16 protein-coding genes are annotated in these 15,753 nt (G+C 58.0%); 7 read left to right on the top strand and 9 right to left on the bottom strand.

The window, feature by feature from the left end:
• Window position 1: 1 nt before the first annotated feature.
• Window positions 2-535 carry a hypothetical protein gene (locus tag HDE79_RS09875; RefSeq protein WP_184601805.1) on the bottom strand — a complete coding sequence of 178 codons (534 nt, stop codon included), beginning with the start codon at window positions 533-535 and terminating at the stop codon, window positions 2-4.
• A gap of 203 nt (window positions 536-738) precedes the next feature.
• Here HDE79_RS09875 and tsaA point away from each other — a divergent pair, with 203 nt between their 5' ends.
• The gene (gene tsaA, locus HDE79_RS09870) at window positions 739-1,266 is read left to right on the top strand and encodes a tRNA (N6-threonylcarbamoyladenosine(37)-N6)-methyltransferase TrmO (protein WP_184601804.1); all 528 of its coding nucleotides are present in this window, start codon (window positions 739-741) and stop codon (window positions 1,264-1,266) included.
• A gap of 92 nt (window positions 1,267-1,358) precedes the next feature.
• On the opposite strand, the gene HDE79_RS09865 is transcribed toward tsaA, so the two are convergent.
• From HDE79_RS09865 to HDE79_RS09845, 5 genes are all read right to left on the bottom strand, one after another.
• Window positions 1,359-1,514 carry a DUF3309 family protein gene (locus HDE79_RS09865; RefSeq protein WP_184601803.1) on the bottom strand — a complete coding sequence of 52 codons (156 nt, stop codon included), beginning with the start codon at window positions 1,512-1,514 and terminating at the stop codon, window positions 1,359-1,361.
• 349 nt (window positions 1,515-1,863) lie between these two features.
• Window positions 1,864-2,001, bottom strand: coding sequence for a hypothetical protein (locus HDE79_RS09860; protein WP_184601802.1), 138 nt, complete (start codon window positions 1,999-2,001; stop codon window positions 1,864-1,866).
• 247 nt (window positions 2,002-2,248) lie between these two features.
• Window positions 2,249-2,977: a cytochrome c biogenesis CcdA family protein gene (locus tag HDE79_RS09855; RefSeq protein ID WP_184601801.1), complete on the bottom strand. Its 729-nt coding sequence runs from the start codon at window positions 2,975-2,977 to the stop codon at window positions 2,249-2,251.
• Complete coding sequence (locus HDE79_RS09850) at window positions 2,977-3,363, bottom strand: thioredoxin family protein (protein ID WP_184601800.1); 387 nt, start codon at window positions 3,361-3,363, stop codon at window positions 2,977-2,979. The genes HDE79_RS09855 and HDE79_RS09850 overlap by 1 nt, the downstream gene beginning before the upstream one ends.
• A 118-nt stretch (window positions 3,364-3,481) precedes the next feature.
• Window positions 3,482-3,943 (bottom strand): DoxX family protein, encoded by a 462-nt coding sequence (locus HDE79_RS09845; RefSeq protein WP_255488365.1) that lies wholly within the window; start codon window positions 3,941-3,943, stop codon window positions 3,482-3,484.
• A gap of 284 nt (window positions 3,944-4,227) precedes the next feature.
• Between HDE79_RS09845 and HDE79_RS09840 the strand changes: the two genes are divergently transcribed.
• The 4 genes from HDE79_RS09840 (at window position 4,228) to HDE79_RS09825 (ending at window position 7,205) form a co-directional block, all read left to right on the top strand.
• Complete coding sequence (locus tag HDE79_RS09840; RefSeq protein ID WP_184601798.1) at window positions 4,228-4,500, top strand: hypothetical protein; 273 nt, start codon at window positions 4,228-4,230, stop codon at window positions 4,498-4,500.
• Between the two features lie 76 nt (window positions 4,501-4,576).
• Window positions 4,577-5,428 (top strand): DUF692 domain-containing protein, encoded by an 852-nt coding sequence (locus HDE79_RS09835; RefSeq protein WP_184601797.1) that lies wholly within the window; start codon window positions 4,577-4,579, stop codon window positions 5,426-5,428.
• On the top strand, window positions 5,425-6,201 hold the full coding sequence (locus HDE79_RS09830) for a DNA-binding domain-containing protein (RefSeq protein WP_184601796.1): 777 nt from the start codon (window positions 5,425-5,427) through the stop codon (window positions 6,199-6,201). Before HDE79_RS09835 ends, HDE79_RS09830 begins: the two co-directional genes overlap by 4 nt.
• Window positions 6,202-6,284: 83 nt before the next feature.
• Window positions 6,285-7,205, top strand: coding sequence for an AraC family transcriptional regulator (locus HDE79_RS09825; RefSeq protein ID WP_184601795.1), 921 nt, complete (start codon window positions 6,285-6,287; stop codon window positions 7,203-7,205).
• Window positions 7,206-7,296: 91 nt separating this feature from the next.
• On the opposite strand, the gene HDE79_RS09820 is transcribed toward HDE79_RS09825, so the two are convergent.
• Complete coding sequence (locus tag HDE79_RS09820) at window positions 7,297-7,755, bottom strand: PA2169 family four-helix-bundle protein (RefSeq protein WP_184601794.1); 459 nt, start codon at window positions 7,753-7,755, stop codon at window positions 7,297-7,299.
• A 283-nt stretch (window positions 7,756-8,038) separates the two neighbouring features.
• Between HDE79_RS09820 and HDE79_RS09815 the strand changes: the two genes are divergently transcribed.
• Window positions 8,039-8,815 carry an SDR family oxidoreductase gene (locus tag HDE79_RS09815; protein WP_184601793.1) on the top strand — a complete coding sequence of 259 codons (777 nt, stop codon included), beginning with the start codon at window positions 8,039-8,041 and terminating at the stop codon, window positions 8,813-8,815.
• Window positions 8,816-8,899: 84 nt separating this feature from the next.
• Here HDE79_RS09815 and HDE79_RS09810 read toward each other — a convergent pair whose 3' ends face one another.
• Both HDE79_RS09810 and HDE79_RS09805 read right to left on the bottom strand, forming a co-directional pair.
• Window positions 8,900-10,471 carry an oleate hydratase gene (locus HDE79_RS09810; RefSeq protein WP_184601792.1) on the bottom strand — a complete coding sequence of 524 codons (1,572 nt, stop codon included), beginning with the start codon at window positions 10,469-10,471 and terminating at the stop codon, window positions 8,900-8,902.
• Between the two features lie 308 nt (window positions 10,472-10,779).
• The gene (locus tag HDE79_RS09805; RefSeq protein ID WP_221440114.1) at window positions 10,780-12,096 is read right to left on the bottom strand and encodes a chloride channel protein; all 1,317 of its coding nucleotides are present in this window, start codon (window positions 12,094-12,096) and stop codon (window positions 10,780-10,782) included.
• A gap of 978 nt (window positions 12,097-13,074) precedes the next feature.
• Here HDE79_RS09805 and HDE79_RS09800 point away from each other — a divergent pair.
• Complete coding sequence (locus HDE79_RS09800; RefSeq protein ID WP_184601791.1) at window positions 13,075-15,744, top strand: TonB-dependent receptor; 2,670 nt, start codon at window positions 13,075-13,077, stop codon at window positions 15,742-15,744.
• Window positions 15,745-15,753: the final 9 nt, after the last annotated feature.

The following is a 15,753-nucleotide window of genomic DNA, read 5'->3' as shown; positions in this document are numbered from 1 at the left end:
CTCAGCTAACTTCGCTACCCAAACGCAGGTTCACACCCAGCATGGTAGCCAGTTCGCGCATCGGTTCGTTGTCGCGGGTCAGCGTCATCCAGCCGGCGTGGCTCTCGCTTTCGGTCTCCCATGCCCACAGCGTGTAGCCGAATTCGGCGAGGCGATCGTAGGCGATGCCGAACAGGCCGGCTGCATCGATGTCGTCGAAAAATTCGTCGTCGTCCGGATCACCGTTCCAGTCGATCAACAGATTCCAGCGCGAGGCCAGTTCGTTGATTGCCTGCACCAGCGAGCGCAGATCGTGCTCGTCCACGATAAAGCCCGAGCGCCAGTCGATCACACGGCCAATCACCTCGACCGGCACCACATCTTCGGGATCAATCTCGGCAACCGCCTCGCGGTAATCGGCAAACTGCTGCAGCGCCATGTCGTCATCGCCGGGATTGATCAGGCGCAGCAGCTGCCAGACCTGCGACTCGACCGAATCATCATCGGCTTCATCGAAGTCGTACTCGTTATCGAAATCGTCTTCGTCGTGGCTCATCGGTATATCACTTTGTGGAAGCGAAGCATGGTGCGCGCGTGGTGGACATTTTGGAAGCGTGACGAGGGATGGGAATCCTGAGAAGACACCCCTTTCGGCCACCTTGAACCACCCGATGAGCCTGGCGGGGAACATCATTGCTCAGGTCACTGTCACGAAGGCCATCGCGACGATCACGCCCTGACGATGGGATACTTAACCTTATGCAAGACATACCAAATGGCCTCACTTTCTCGCCGATTGCCTTCGTTCGCTCGCCCTACGCGCGGCGAATCGACGCGCCACATCAGTCGACGGTAGTGGCGGGTACCGAGAGCGGTACGCTGGCCGAGGCGACGATTGAATTCACGGAGAGCTTTCCCGCGACAGCGTTTCGTGACCTGGTCGGGTTCGAGCGGATCTGGCTGGTATTCGTGTTTCATCGCAGCGAAGGCTGGAAACCCGAGGTGCGACCACCACGCGGCGGCGGCAAGCGCAGCGTGCTAGCGACGCGCTCACCACATCGACCCAATGCGATTGGCCTTTCCGCCGTCGAACTGGTTGCCGTCGAGGAAAACGCCCTGCGCGTGCGCGGCATGGATCTGCTCGACGGCACGCCTATTCTCGATGTCAAACCGTATGTGCCGTATGCCGATGCGTTTCCAACATCGCGCGCGGGCTGGATCGATGCGATCGATGCTATGCAAGGTAACCACTCCGCACCCGGTCCGAAACGTCCGCGCAAAAAATGAGCTGATCGAGAATCACGCGACCCACAGCATCACGACGATAGCCAAATAAAAAGCCCGGCATGGCTGCCGGGCTTTTCAACAACGCTGGTTGTCTAGATGCGCCCCATCAGCAGCAACACAATCACAATCACCACGATCAGGCCCAGACCACCGCTGGGGCCGTAGCCCCATGAGCGCGAGTAGCCCCAGTGCGGCAGGCCACCGATAAGTGCCAGAAGAAGTACAACCAGAAGAATGGTAATAAGCATGAGCAGAGACTCCGTCGGCATTGCGGAAGTAGGGCTATACGCAACACCCGGTGATGCATGCTGCGCTCTTACTGCGTATAGGTCGTGTGAGTGGCAAGCACTGCGGTCGATCTGGCCAGTGATGTTTGTCTGCAACATGTGCCGGACATCGACGCGACGCATGTATCGACTGGTCTTTGTGCTGATCCAATACACGAAAGCGGGAATTTCACTTTATGAAGAGACGCCGCATGTCGCCTGAATCTGTTCAATGCATGATTCGCAGGATGTGAGACACCTGCCAATTAACTTTGCCCTGCCCGATCGGTCCCTCCGACGACGGCACCGATGCACTGGCAGTGGTCGGTTTTTACCCCTCTTGCCGCGCCAAGTCTTCGCTTGGCGCGGCTTTTTTTATGAAGGCTTTCTGGGCCTTGGCAGTTGTCACGGAAAAGTGGTCGAAGCGTTCGGTGGCAAGAGCAGCGCCTTCATCGCGCAGGGTGACCATCTGAAACCCACATTCTGGGTGAAACCTTTTACAGCCAGGTACCCACACTGCACTGACCGTACATCGCGTAGTTCTCGATTACTCCCGCATTGCCGGAGTTGAGGACGCTCACCACGCAGCGGTGATTTGCATAACAAGCTCGGCGGCATTGACTGCCCCCTCATTGCCGAAATACATTTCGTGTCTTAGCTGGAAAAGAGAAACTTCGACTACCCGATTTGGCCGCAGTTGCATCCAGCGATGCCCGTCAAAGCGACGTCGTCAGCTTCGTCAGCCAATCGGGACTGATCGAGAGAAGCATCGTTTCGAGCTTGCGATCAAAGCCGCTCAAGATGAGAACGCCAAACACGACGAACAGACCGCCCATGGCTGATTTTGCCGCATGACCGATCGAGGAGAGCGAACCACGAATTCGCATCATCGTCGCGTGAGAGAGTCCACCAAGGAGCAGAAGCGGCAGGCCCGCGCCCAGGCCGAACAGAAGCATGAGCAGAGCGATCTGTCCGAGATTCTTTCCCTGCGCCGCGAGGGTTGAAGCGGCACCAAGCGTTGGCCCGACGCATGGGCTCCAAACGAGTCCCAGCAGCAGGCCGATCGCGAATTGACTGGCCAGGCCCTCACCTTTGATCGAGCCGAGTGCTTGCTGCCCGCTTGATCCGATCCGGGAGCTGATCCTGCCGAATGCAAGCTGCAGTCGGGGAGACAGCATCACCAGGCCGAACACGACCATCAGCACCGCAGCGACCTGACGCAAGGTTTGCGCGCCCAGGCCGATCGATGCACCCAGCGTGGCGATGAACGTTCCCACGATCGCAAACGACAAGGCCAATCCAAGCGCCAACGCGGCCGTACCGAGGCGATGCTTCGACAAGGCCGACGCAATCAGGATCGGCAGGATTGGCAGCACGCAAGGTGACAGAATCGACGCGGCCCCGGCCAGAAAACCTACCACATAGGTGCCGAGTCCAAAATCCATCACAGTGCCTGTTGCAGAACGGCGCGGATGGCAGGCTCCTGGGTTTGACCGGTGGATCGTGTGACTTCGTGCCCTTGCTTGAATACAACGAAAGTCGATTGCTGACTCACGTTCATGGTTTTTTCCAGCGCGGTTTCCGTGTCGAAGTCCGCTTCGTAAATCGTTACCGGCTTGAACACTGGCTCTAACGCCAGCCGGGCCACAATGGGTTGCTGCACGCGACAGGTTGGGCACCAGTCCGCATGGAAATAGACCACGACGGGTTTCCCGGCAGCCCTGGCCTGATCGAAGGCTGCCTGATTGAAGGGCACCTCATTGGCCACGGCACTGCCTGCCAGCAAGAGCAGGAGCACAACTGAAGCAGATTTCACGCTGTTCTTTTTCATGACGACACATTCCTCAGTTGTTTGCTTTGCCTATCGTTGGTGCAGTGCATCCCATAACTCACGCCGGGAGAAAGCCGCAGTAACAATCGAGTACTTCTCATCACCGCGCACCCATGGCTCAAGCCTGCGTACGGATGCCAAGCCAGCGGGCAATGAAGGTATCGACACTGACCTTGCCCGGCCCGGCGATGAGTAACCAGAAGAAGATCAGGCTGTAGACGATCTCATCCGCCTCGACGTAATCGTCCAGACTCGTCAGATTGGCCGATACCACCAGGGCCACCGCAACGGCCATATTGATGATCATCGGAATGCAGATCAGGCGGGTGAACAAACCGAGCAGGATGAAGAGTCCACCGATGAGCTCGGTCCAGGCCGAAAGGCCGGCGTTGAACGCGGGATACGGTATATGCCACCCGACAAAGCGCTGGGTAAAACCATCCAGGTTCTGGACTTTGGCAATGCCTGTTTCAAGCCAGAAATAACCAAATACCAGACGGACCACGAGAGGACCGACCCAGCGTACAGCCTGAAGTATTTCGAGCAGGCGTGAAGCCTTGTCAGCAATGAACTGGCGCATCTTGAATTCCTGTGGGCGTGATGTGTCAGCATCATGCGTGCCCCAATCGAGCCCCGCCATGTTCGTGCGTCCATGCTTTCTTGCCGCGCGTCCAATCGTGCGCCGGATGTTTCTGTCCCGGACGATCGGGCACAAAAACGGGATGCGCGGGAACAGCCAGAAGCATCGGTAACTATCGAGAATATGATTGTCGAAACCGGCGTCAGGCGATCTTGAGCCAGATCCGGGGAGACATCCTTAGCCGCAGCCCATTGCGGTAGACACCACTTATCAGGAGTTACCTAATGAAGAACACACTCAACGGTGCCGCGATGGCAGCCATGGTTGCCGGCCTGTTTGCGATCACCTCGATGTCGGCTGCTGTTGCATCCCCCGCCGGTGCAGGCGATACAGCCGCGGTGAAGTGCATGAACTCGTCGTCCTGTAAAGGCCACGGCGCATGCAAGCAAGCCAGCAATTCCTGCAAGGGTCAGAACTCCTGCAAGGGTCAGGGCTTCACCATGCAGAAGACACAGGCCGAATGCGACGCAGCCCAGGCATCCGCCAAGGCCAAGTAATACGCCATCCGGGGCTTTCCGGCTAGAGGGATCGGAAAGCCCCGCTCACTGCACCTGTCAGCGGTCGACTGAAATCATGGCCATCAAGACAACATCACATCAGCTGCCTTACCTGGGTTACGGTTTGGGCTTGCGCGTAGAGCACTACGAAAGCCTGCTCGAAGAACCCGGCAACGTCGAATGGCTGGAAATCGTCTCCGAGAACTACATGATTCCGGGCGGTCGTCCGCTCGTCTGGCTGGATAAATTCCGCGAACGCTTTCCGCTGGTGATGCACGGCGTATCGCTATCGATCGGTAGCACCGATTCGCTGGACGATGATTACCTCGCACGTCTTTCCGCCTTGGCCCGCCGCGTGGAGCCCGCGTGGATTTCCGACCATCTGTGCTGGACTGGCGTGCAGGGCATCAATCTGCACGATCTCATGCCACTGCCGTATACCGAGGAAGCGCTCACGCATGTAGTCGATCGCGTGCGGCGCGTACAGGACGTGCTGGGGCGACGGATCCTGCTGGAAAACGTATCCAGTTACATCCGCTTCGCTGACGCGCAATTGACCGAATGGCAATTCCTGGCTGCGGTAGCCGAACGTGCCGATTGCTTGATCCTGCTGGATATCAACAATATCTATGTCAGTGCGCACAACCATGGTTTTTCACCGCTCGACTATCTCGACGGCATTCCCGCATCACGCGTTCAGCAGTTCCATCTCGCCGGTCACGAAAACGGCGAGCAGCTGCTGATCGATACGCACGACGCGCCGATCATCGATGATGTGTGGCAACTCTATCTGGAGGCCGTCCGCCGCTATGGCCGGATCTCGACCATGATCGAGCGTGACGACCGCATGCCACCGCTGGCTGAATTGCTTGCCGAACTCGACTACGCACGAATGCTGGCCAAGCCGCTGCTTCAGGCCGCCGCGTGAGCCTTCAGGAACTTCAGCAACAAATCATGCAGGCGGTGCTTGCCGAAGAGTCGCCGCGACTGCCGGAACTGCACGGCGATGCCAGAGCTGATGCCGCGACTCGCATGGCTATCTACCGCAATGGTTATCGGGTGCGTCTACGTGATTCGTTGACAACGGAGTTTGCCGGATTAGGCCATCTGATGGGTCGTCGCTTCAACGCCATGCTGGAAAGCTATATCGAGGCGCATCCATCCATGCATTACAACATCCGCTGGCACGGTGCGGGCGTTGCGGCCTTTCTGGGATACAGCCTGCCATGGCACACCTCGGCGGAATTGGCCGAAATGGCCAGCCTGGACTGGGCTATTTCCACAACATTCGATGCGGCCAACGAGCCGGTGCTTGCTGCCGCCGATCTGGCCCATGTACCTGCAGATGCGTGGGCGAACTTGCGCTTGCGCCCGCAAAATCATCTGCAGATCCTGTCGGTTCAGCATAACGTCGATGCTTTCCGCCGCGCCGCGGACTCCAACAGCAAGCGCCCGCGACTACGCCGTCATGCGAAGGTTTGCCATCTTCTGGTCTGGCGGCATTCGCTGACCGTACGATACCGCACGGTCAGCGCGGATGAGCTATCCGCATTGACCGGGGCGATCAAGGAGGAGTCTTTCGCCGCACTGTGCGAACGACTCTGTGAGTTTCACGAGCCCGCCGACGCGTTACCGCGCATGGCCAGCCTTCTGCATCAATGGCTTGCCGACGGCCTGATATGCAGCTGGTCAATGCAATAGCACGCCACTCCGCAACCGATGTAACCGCTGGTGGGTAGACCGCGAAGAGAAGCTATCAGAGCTTCTCGTCGAAAGGATCACCCATGTATATCGAAGCCAATCCGATGCTCGCGAGTGAGCCGCGTACCTCGCTCATCGACCCGGCACTCGAATCCCTGCTCAATCAGTCGATGTTACGTGTCGCGGTCGTCGCCGAGCTGCACCGCTGTGGCTCCTGGTTCCTCGATGAACCCCAGTACCACTGCGGGCTTTTCCATCTTGTCGGTGCTGGACAGTGCAAGGTCGAATCTGCCGCGCTGGACCGCGTGATGCACCTGAACACCGGAGATCTCATCCTCTTTCCGCAGGGCGATCCGCATCGACTGAGCGTCGAGGGTGAAACGACTGTTGAAGCAGCTGATCGCACGAGTTTTATTTGCGGCGAAATGCGCTTCTTTGGCAACACACACCATCCGCTCAATCAGGCATTGCCAGCTTGCTTCGTGGTACGCGCAAAAGACGCGGGAGACACGTTTCGCCAGTTGTCGGCCATGATGGTAGACATAGTCAACGCGGGACAAGACGGTCGACAGGTGCTGTTGAACAAGCTTGCCGATGCGTTGTTCACTCTGGCTGTCTGCGACTATGCCAAGCGGGCAGGCAATCGACGCGGTTTGTTTGCCGCGGTGGCCGATCCGCGCATAAGCAAAGTCTTGCAATCGGTGCACGAAAATCCTGGCGGTGCATGGACCATGCATTCGATGGCGGGCATGGCCTGCATGTCTCGCTCGGCTTTCGCCGAACGCTTTACCCATTTGATGCAGATGCCCCCAATGCAATACGTCACGCAATGGAGGGTAAGCGTCGCCGAACAGCTATTGCGCGATCGGCAGCAGTCCGTAGCGTGTATTGCAGAGCAGCTCGGCTACAGCAGCGAAGCCGCTTTTCGGCGCCTCTTCAAACGCGTCAGTGGCACATGCCCCGGCCAAATAAGAGCGGATAGCGCTTCCCATTCGCTGAACTAAGCCTGGAGCACCGACCGGATACCTGATCATGTCGGCCAATGAAAAGTCGCCTCACGGCGACTTTTCTGTTTCGACTGGCGCAAACCGAAACTCAGGCCTGCTGGTTATGCAGCGCATGTTTCAGATCGCGCATCTGGTCATGGCCCTGACGCACCGAAGCGTAAGCATCCGTGATCACCTGCTTGGTCGCGACGGTCAGATCGTTGTCCTTCAAGGCATCCTCGAACTTCGCCTTGATGTGATCTTCGCCGCGCTCGACTTCATCCACAACGGCAATGTCGCCCTTGCTGATGGTATGGCGCAGGTTGACGAACATGCGATGAGCCGAGGCGAGTACTGTCCCATTGTCTTCCGGCTTGCCGCCCAGTGTGATCACCTGCTGCTGCAACTTCGACGCTACCTGATGACGCTCGGAACCACGGCTCTGGAAGGCGGCGGTATAACGCGAATTGTCAGCATCCTTGGCCGCTTCTTCATAGCCTTCGGCACTGTCGATGGTGGTCTCGATGAGGCCGTTGAGAATTTTTACATCATGGTCGTTCGTGCTCATTGCAAAGCTCCTGGGGAATGGATTGGCACAGCAGGAAGGTTGTCACTGCCGCGCACAGCGCTCATGGTTGAACGCTGGAACCAAGGTTAGAGACGCACTTTGCATGAGACCGTGAAAATAAGTGCATGACGTTCTTCATCTGTACTTGATCGATCAGAATTTGCACGCACATCACTTTATCAATCACTACCATCGTTCAACCATGATCGATGTGTGATGCATGCAGATGGCACGCCATCGATTCGCCATGACAATCGCTCAACGCATTCACAAAGGACACACCATGGATCTGCAACTGAAAAACCACACTGCAATCGTCACCGGCGGCAGTGCCGGCGTTGGTCTGGCCATCGTCGAAACCCTGCTGGCCGAAGGCGTTTCGGTAATCGTGCCGGGCCGCAGCCGGGCCAAGCTCGATCAGGCATTTCCCGACAACCCCGCGGGATTGCAGAAAGTCGTTGCTGATCTCGCGACGGCCGAAGGTGTCGCCGCATTGATTGCCGCGGTACCCGATGCCGACATCCTGATCAACAACCTCGGTATTTACGAAGCCAAGCCATTCGCCGACATTACCGATGAGGACTGGCTGAAAATTTTCGAGGTCAACGTGCTCAGCGGCGTGCGCCTGTCGCGCCACTACTTTCCGCGCATGCTGAAAAAGAATCGGGGCCGGGTGATCTTCATCTCCAGCGAATCCGGCATCATGACGCCACCGGAAATGGTGCATTACGGCGTCACCAAATCCTCCCAGCTGGCCTTGTCGCGCGGCCTGGCCGAGCTCACCAAGGGCACCGGCGTCACCGTCAACAGCGTCATGCCCGGCCCCACCCGCTCGGAGGGCATTGTCGACTTTCTCAAAAATATCGCCACGCCCGGCGCCAACGCCGAAGAGGCCGAACACGAGTTCTTCGAGAAACACCGCAGCAGCTCGCTGCTGCAGCGCCTTATCGACGGCAGGGAAATCGCCAGCCTCGTCGCCTACCTCGCCAGCCCGTTATCGGCCGCGACCAATGGTGCTGCACTGCGCGCGGAAGGTGGCCTGCTACGTTCCATTGCGTGAGCCTCACGGCCGTTTCTTTCGAGACTTCAACGCTCGCTCCTCACCCAATAGCAGCAATCGTCGGTATGAAAGCCGCATTGAGGCTTAGCGATGCAGCGTACGGATCGCATCGACGATGACCTTGGGGCTGTGCAGTCCCTTGTAGACCGCTGGTGGCTTCTTATCCAGCTTCAGTAAGGTGTATACCGCGGTCATCGCACAGCGTACTGAATACTCCACGGTAAACACCACGTCATCGGGCTGCTCGGCGTACTGACCCATGAACGCGAGGTTGGTCGATCCCTGTGGAATTACCCTGGGCCGGTCGCCAGCCTTGCGCACCATGAACTGACTGGTGATATACGGCATGGTGCAGGGAATGCAGTTGGAACTGGCGATGATGGCGTCCTTGTCCTGCTCGCTGAAGTGCAGATGCCCCAGCACCTCCTGCAGGATTTCGGCACCGTTGCATTCGGCCATGGGCTTTTTGACATAGTCGCCGGGGCGGTCGTGGAACAGACCATAGCCCCACCACACAAACGTGTCTTCGGGCTGGTTGGGGAAGAACGGTTGATGGTAGATGGAGATCGTGATCAGCCAACTGGAGTCCTTGAAGGTAATCAGTCCTCCCGTACCGGGTTTGCTGCCGCTGAAGCTTTCGATCAGCTCGAAGAACAGCGGGTCCTTGACCGTGACGGTGTACGAAATCCATGACGATTCAGCGATGTTGCCGTTGAACGCTGCAGGGTTGCCGAAATGCGGCCTGCCTTCGGCCAGCGTTTCCCATAGCTTCCAGGCACCCGCCTTGTTGCTGCGGTCCATGAGCGGCGCCTGCGTCATCGATCCGAACACCTTGTCGGCCGTCATCGAACCGTTGGTGACAAACACCATGTCACCGTCGCCGATATCGATACGACCATTGGCGCCCTGCTCGTGGTATTCGATGCCGGTTACCGTGATCGCATCGGTTCCTGATTTGAAATGCAGATCGTCGACGCGCACACCATAGCGAAAATCCACCTGCCGATCCTGCAGCCAGCGCACCAGCGGTACGGCAAAACTGTCGTACTGGTTGTACAGGCTGCGGTAGATGCTCTCCTGCGTATCGATCGTGGAGAAATGATGCACGAATCGTTGCAGATAGCGCTTGAATTCGATTGCGCTGTGCCAGCGTTCGAATGCAAACAGGGTGCACCATTCAAACCAGAAGTTGGTCTGGAAGAAATGCTCTTCGAAACAGTCGGTAATGCGCTTGCTGTCGAGCATTCCTTCCGGCTCGGCCATGATCTTGACCAGGTCCAGCCGGTCCTTCTCGGTAAAGCCCATGGTGTGAAAATCCGGAATCTTGCCGTTGCGGTCGACCAGCCGCGCCTTGTTGTACCAAGGTGTCGCCTTGTTGGAGAGATCGGTTTCTTCTTTGACCGAAATGTTGGGATTGCTCACGGAGGGAATCGATGCCAACAGGTCAAACGTGCACTGGTACATCGCTTCAAACATCCGGCTCCCACTCATGTAGTAACCGGTATCGGCATTGCCATGCGCGTCAAACGCGCCGCCGAACTCGTGCGACTCCTCAAGGATCACAATGTCCTCGCCTGACACACCGCCATCGCGGATCAGAAACACCGCGCCGGCCAGTGAAGCGATACCGCTCCCTACGAAATAGTATTTGCCCATGGGTCACCTGCCTTGTGTGGAACACGCGGAGATATGTACCGAAAAGCACCTACGATTGTATCGCTCGAAGCGAAGTGACTATTCGAGTGCAAGAGACTCGTCAACGCTCGGTGAAGCAAGTACCAATGGTGCCGCACTGCGCGCGGAAGGTGGGCTGTTGCGTTCGATAGCGTGAGTCTACGGATCGTACTCTCCGCGACTTTCAATAATCGTGATCAACACTTCTTATTGGACACTCGTCATTACCAAGCATGTGTTGGCGCTCATCATCGCCGCACAAGCTTGATGCATATCGCGCTTGCAGAGGATCAGTGTTGATATGCAGCCCTTGAAGCGCTTGCATCAAAATGGCGGATGCACATCCTCAGCGCTGTGGTGGACCCGGCTACAGCGAACAGCACCGGCACCAGATAGTCGTGATCGACATGGGTGAATTCAACGGCAAGCACAATTGCGGTGATCGGCATTCGCATCGAAGCGGCGAGAAAGGCCGCCGCACCGACGATGGCAAATGTGCCCAATGGGACCACCGGACATACCGCGTTCCAGAGACCGCCGGTGATGATCGCAAGCATCGCGCCGATCGTCATCCCTGGCGTCAGCTGACCGCCCTCCGCACCTGCGCGCAGGCTCCCCGTTATGGCCAAAAGTTTCAACAGCAGCAAAGTCACGGCCAGTGGAATGCTGACAGCATCGTTGAATCCCAGCTGGATCGGACCGTTGCCGTTGCCTAGCAGCTGCGGATAAGGAATCGCGACCAGACCAATGATGACGAACGCCACCATGCAACAGGGAAGCAAGCGCCAGTCACGCGGGGCCTTCGCACGCGCAGCAGCAGTCAAGTGAGAGAACCAATAGGCGAGGAATCCGAAGACAGGTCCGATCACGATCGACCAGATGACCAGGGAATAGCTGATCTGGAAGTGCGGGACCGTGTATTGCGAATCGTTGCCCAGCCCGATCCACGCCACCGCCGCCGCAATCACCGATGTAAGCAACGCCGGGATCGCAACCGCTGAAGTGAATGTGCCCAACAAGACTTCGAGCACGAAAATGGCGCCGCCGAGCGGTACGTTATAGACGGCCGCAAGACCCGCACCTGCACCGCACGCGACCATGATCCGGCTTTCCTTCGCGGTCAGACCGATACGGTGCGACAACCAACCTGCAAACGTGGCCCCGATCTCTCGCGGCGCCACTTCGCGGCCGAGCGGTGAGCCGAGCGCCACAGTGATGATCTGCAGCAAGGCATGTGCAACCGTCGTGGCGACCGGCATGCGCGGATCGTCCGCCTTGATCGCCTTGCTGATGCTTACAAGCGGTCGGCCCAGGCGATAGACCGCCCACCAGCCAAGACCCGCCACACAGCCACATATCAGCAACACCAGAACTCGCCGCGCCGGCGCAGATGCGGTCACGCCCTGCAGAAAGCTTTGCGAACCCATCACCGCGCCCATGCTGTATCCGTAGGCGAGGTGCTGAAGAAAATGCAGCAGCAAGGCCAATGCCATGCCACCCAGCCCTGCACCTACGCCTATGCAAACCGTGACGCCAACAAGAATGAACATCGGCGTATTTGAACGTGTCCCCGATGGCCCTACTGAAATCTGCTCGCTGTCACTCACGATGGTGGTCTCCGGAAGTCACCGAGGCTCGGGGAGAAGTATTCGACCAACATCTTTTAGAACGATCAAGCTGAAGACCTCCGGCAAAGAGACAGGCACCAACGTCACGTCAAAACCCATTCAAGGCAACAAGTCGTTGCATGGCGACGTCCTTCTACGTTGCTCGATAGTATTCCCCCACCGGAAAGAAACCACCCATCAAAGCGTCGACTGCCGCTTCGCCCATACCACTTCCTTAGCTTGTCTATCGCCCGTCATGGCAGCAGCACGCGGTCCTGCTGGAATGCTTCGCACGTGACTCATAGAAAACTAGACATTTGTGACAAGCCACAGGAAGAACCATGGATACCACTCGCCCGCACGTGCGCATCGGGTGTCGCTGCTGACGCAGGCTGATTCGATCGAATGTGTGGCGTCGATGAACTCGTCCTCTCCACCGGCCCGCAATTTATTTCGGCAAGAACATAGTGACCCACTGCAACATGCAGGCCGATGGTTAGTGGGACATCTGCGCCTTCATACATATCGGGAGCGATTGACGGAAGCAACGCGCGATGCCGATTTCGCGCTCACTCGCAATCTCTTTCGATTCGTCATGAGAAAGTCCACTGCCAACATGTGCCTTGGAGTTGATGCGCTACAGCGGCGTATGGACATCCACTTAGACGAGGCGATCTAGATAAGTAGCCAAGGATGTCGCTTCCGCGAAGTCACGGTGAAATATCTGCACAACATTCGTGCAATCAGATTCAGTTGAAATGGGAGGGCCGTCATCTGCAAGGCGTGCCTAGGGGAACGCTTAAATCTTTCCACTCACCTCAAGGGTGCTTCATAGCGTTGCTCCGCGCTCCACCACGCATTGCCCTGCTTGCCGCTTTTCTGTTTCCAGCGCGACCCAATAACTCCACACCCGCCATGCCGTCAGCGGCGCCACCCGCGTCGTTGTGACACTCAGTTACAGACCATCTGGAGAGACCCTTGAAAGTCAATAAGATCGCCTTCGCGGTGCTGACTGCGCTCGCTGCGACCCCCGTGTCCTATGCCGCTGATAACACCACACCCACCAACAGCGCACCAACCACCGCCACGCTCGGTGCCACGTCGCCCGCAGCAAGCTCGCCCGACGCGACGCCGGCCACTGCCGCTAGCCCGTCCAATGCGAACACGCTGCAGACGGTAACAGTGACGGCTCAGCACACCACCCAAGACATCCAGGCCGTTCCGATCACGATTCAGGCCTTCACCGGCAACACCTTGCAGCAGTTGAATGTCACGTCATTCAATGACCTGATCAAATACCTGCCCAACGTGACCTTTGCCGCAAACGGCCCGGGCCAGGGCAACATCTACATGCGCGGTCTGAGCACCGGCTTCCTTGGCAACCAGTCCAGCGCGACCATCGCACCGTTCCCGAACGTGGCCGTCTATCTCGACGACCAGTCCATGCAGTTCCCCGCACGTAACCTCGATATCTATATGGTCGACATGGAGCGCGTCGAAGTGCTCGAAGGCCCGCAGGGCACCCTGTTCGGTGGCGGCGCCGAAGCCGGCGCCGTTCGCTACATCACCAACAAGCCGAATCTCGACAAGGTCAGCGGCAGCGCCGAAGCCAGTACCAGTGTGACCGCCGGTGGCGCTCCGAACAATTCGGCTAATGCTGTGCTGAATCTGCCGATCATTCCCGGCACCTTCGCTATACGTGGCGTGATCTACAACGATCATCAGGGCGGTTACATCGACAACGTGCCGAGCACGTTCACTCGTCAGCCCACCGACGGCGGCGGTGCGATGGCTCCCTATGTGGCCGCCGGTGGCACCTCGGTTTTCAACAACTATTCCGTGGCACAGAACAACTGGAATCCGGTCGATACCCAAGGAGCGCGCCTGTCCGGACTGTGGAAGATCAACGACGACTGGAACCTCCTGGTCGCCGAGAGCTACCAGAACCTGGATGCCAAGGGGCAGTCATCAACGTATCCGGTGGGTGCGGACGGCCAGACGCTTGGCACCAACCAGATCACCGCATTCGTGCCGGCCTGGAACAATGACCATGACACCAACACCGCCTGGACGTTGAATGGCCAGATCGGCGACCTCTCGGTGGTGTACACCGGTGGCTACACCAATCGCCGCATCAGCGAGCAGCAGGACTACACCAACTACTCGCGCAGCGCGGGTGGCATGTATTACCAATGCACCGGTACTTCGGCAGGTATTTCCAGCGCTGGCAAGCCGGTCTGCTATTCGCCGGAAGGCTATTGGAACGACCACGTGACCAGCACGCATCAGAGCCATGAGCTGCGGCTGAGCACACCGGAAGACTATCGCTTCCGTGTCATCGGTGGTCTGTACTACGAAGACTTCAACATCGACGACCACATGCGGTTCAACTACAACACGATTCCGTCCTGTACGCCGCAAAACCTCGCCAGCGCCCTCACCGGCGGTAATCCCTGCGTAGCCGTTGCGGAGTCCTCGCCGGGTGTCGCGCTCCCCGCTGGCACGGCCTTTGGTGAAAACGCAAAGCGCGGTTACAAGCAGGAGGCCGCATTCGGTTCGATGTCGTATGACATCATCCCGGATGTCCTGACTGCGACCGCCGGCACGCGCTATTACCACTACTCCGAGTATGAGACCGGTACGGAGTTCTATACCACCAGTGCCCAGGTGAACGTCCCCAACGGTACCTATGTGGGCGATGACACGGTGATAAATTCCCACACCACCTACCATGGCTTTAAGAGCAATGCGAACCTGACGTGGCACATCACGCCGGACACGATGGTGTATTACACCTTCTCGCAAGGTTTCCGTCCGGGTGGTTTCAACCGTACGTCCTCGGACGTGGCGAAGCTCGATGGCGAGCCGCAGTACAAGAAGCCGATCAGCTACGCGCCCGACACGCTGACCAACAACGAAATCGGCTTCAAAACCGAGTTCCTCGATGACCGCCTGCTGATCAACGGCTCACTGTATGACATGCGGTGGGACAACGTGCAGATGCAGTTCTTCAATCCGTTGGTGCTGGGTAACACCACCTTCGCGGTCAACGGACCGAACTACAAGGTGCAGGGTCTGGAACTGCAATTCCAGGCGCGCATTACCGATGGCCTGTCCCTTATCGGCTCCGGTTCGCTCAACCATGCCAAACAGACCAACTCACCGTGCCTGGTCAACAATATTCCGGGGTCGGCCGGCTATAACTCGTGCATCGTCGAAACCGGAGCCATTGGCGCCGAGTCGTCGTTCGCCAATCCGTTCGGCGACGTGGGCAGCACGCCGGCGTTCTCGCCCCGTTCGCAGTTCAATATGCGCTTCCGTTACGACTGGGAGTTCGGCGGCGGCTACAAGGCCTTCTGGCAGATTGGGGCAAACCGCACCGGTTCGATGTACAACCAGCCGGCCACCTATCCGAGCGGCGCGGGCGTGACGGATATCACTACGGTGGAGCTGCGTTACCTGCAGGCCGGTTACAACACCGTCGACGCATCGGTGGGTGTGGCCAAGGACAACTGGAACGTGTCGCTTTACGGCACCAACCTCAACAACAGCCATGCCAGCGTGTTTACGTCCTCGGCCCAGTTCATCGAGTCGCAGGTACCGATACATCCGCGCGTGATCGGTCTGAAGATGGGCTTCAAGTTCTAAGAGTCTGTC

The organism is Rhodanobacter sp. MP1X3 (genome assembly GCF_014207165.1).
In the GTDB taxonomy this organism is placed as follows: domain Bacteria; phylum Pseudomonadota; class Gammaproteobacteria; order Xanthomonadales; family Rhodanobacteraceae; genus Rhodanobacter.
Note: the sequence above shows the minus strand (reverse complement) of the source record. Positions and strands in the feature narration are given on the sequence as shown.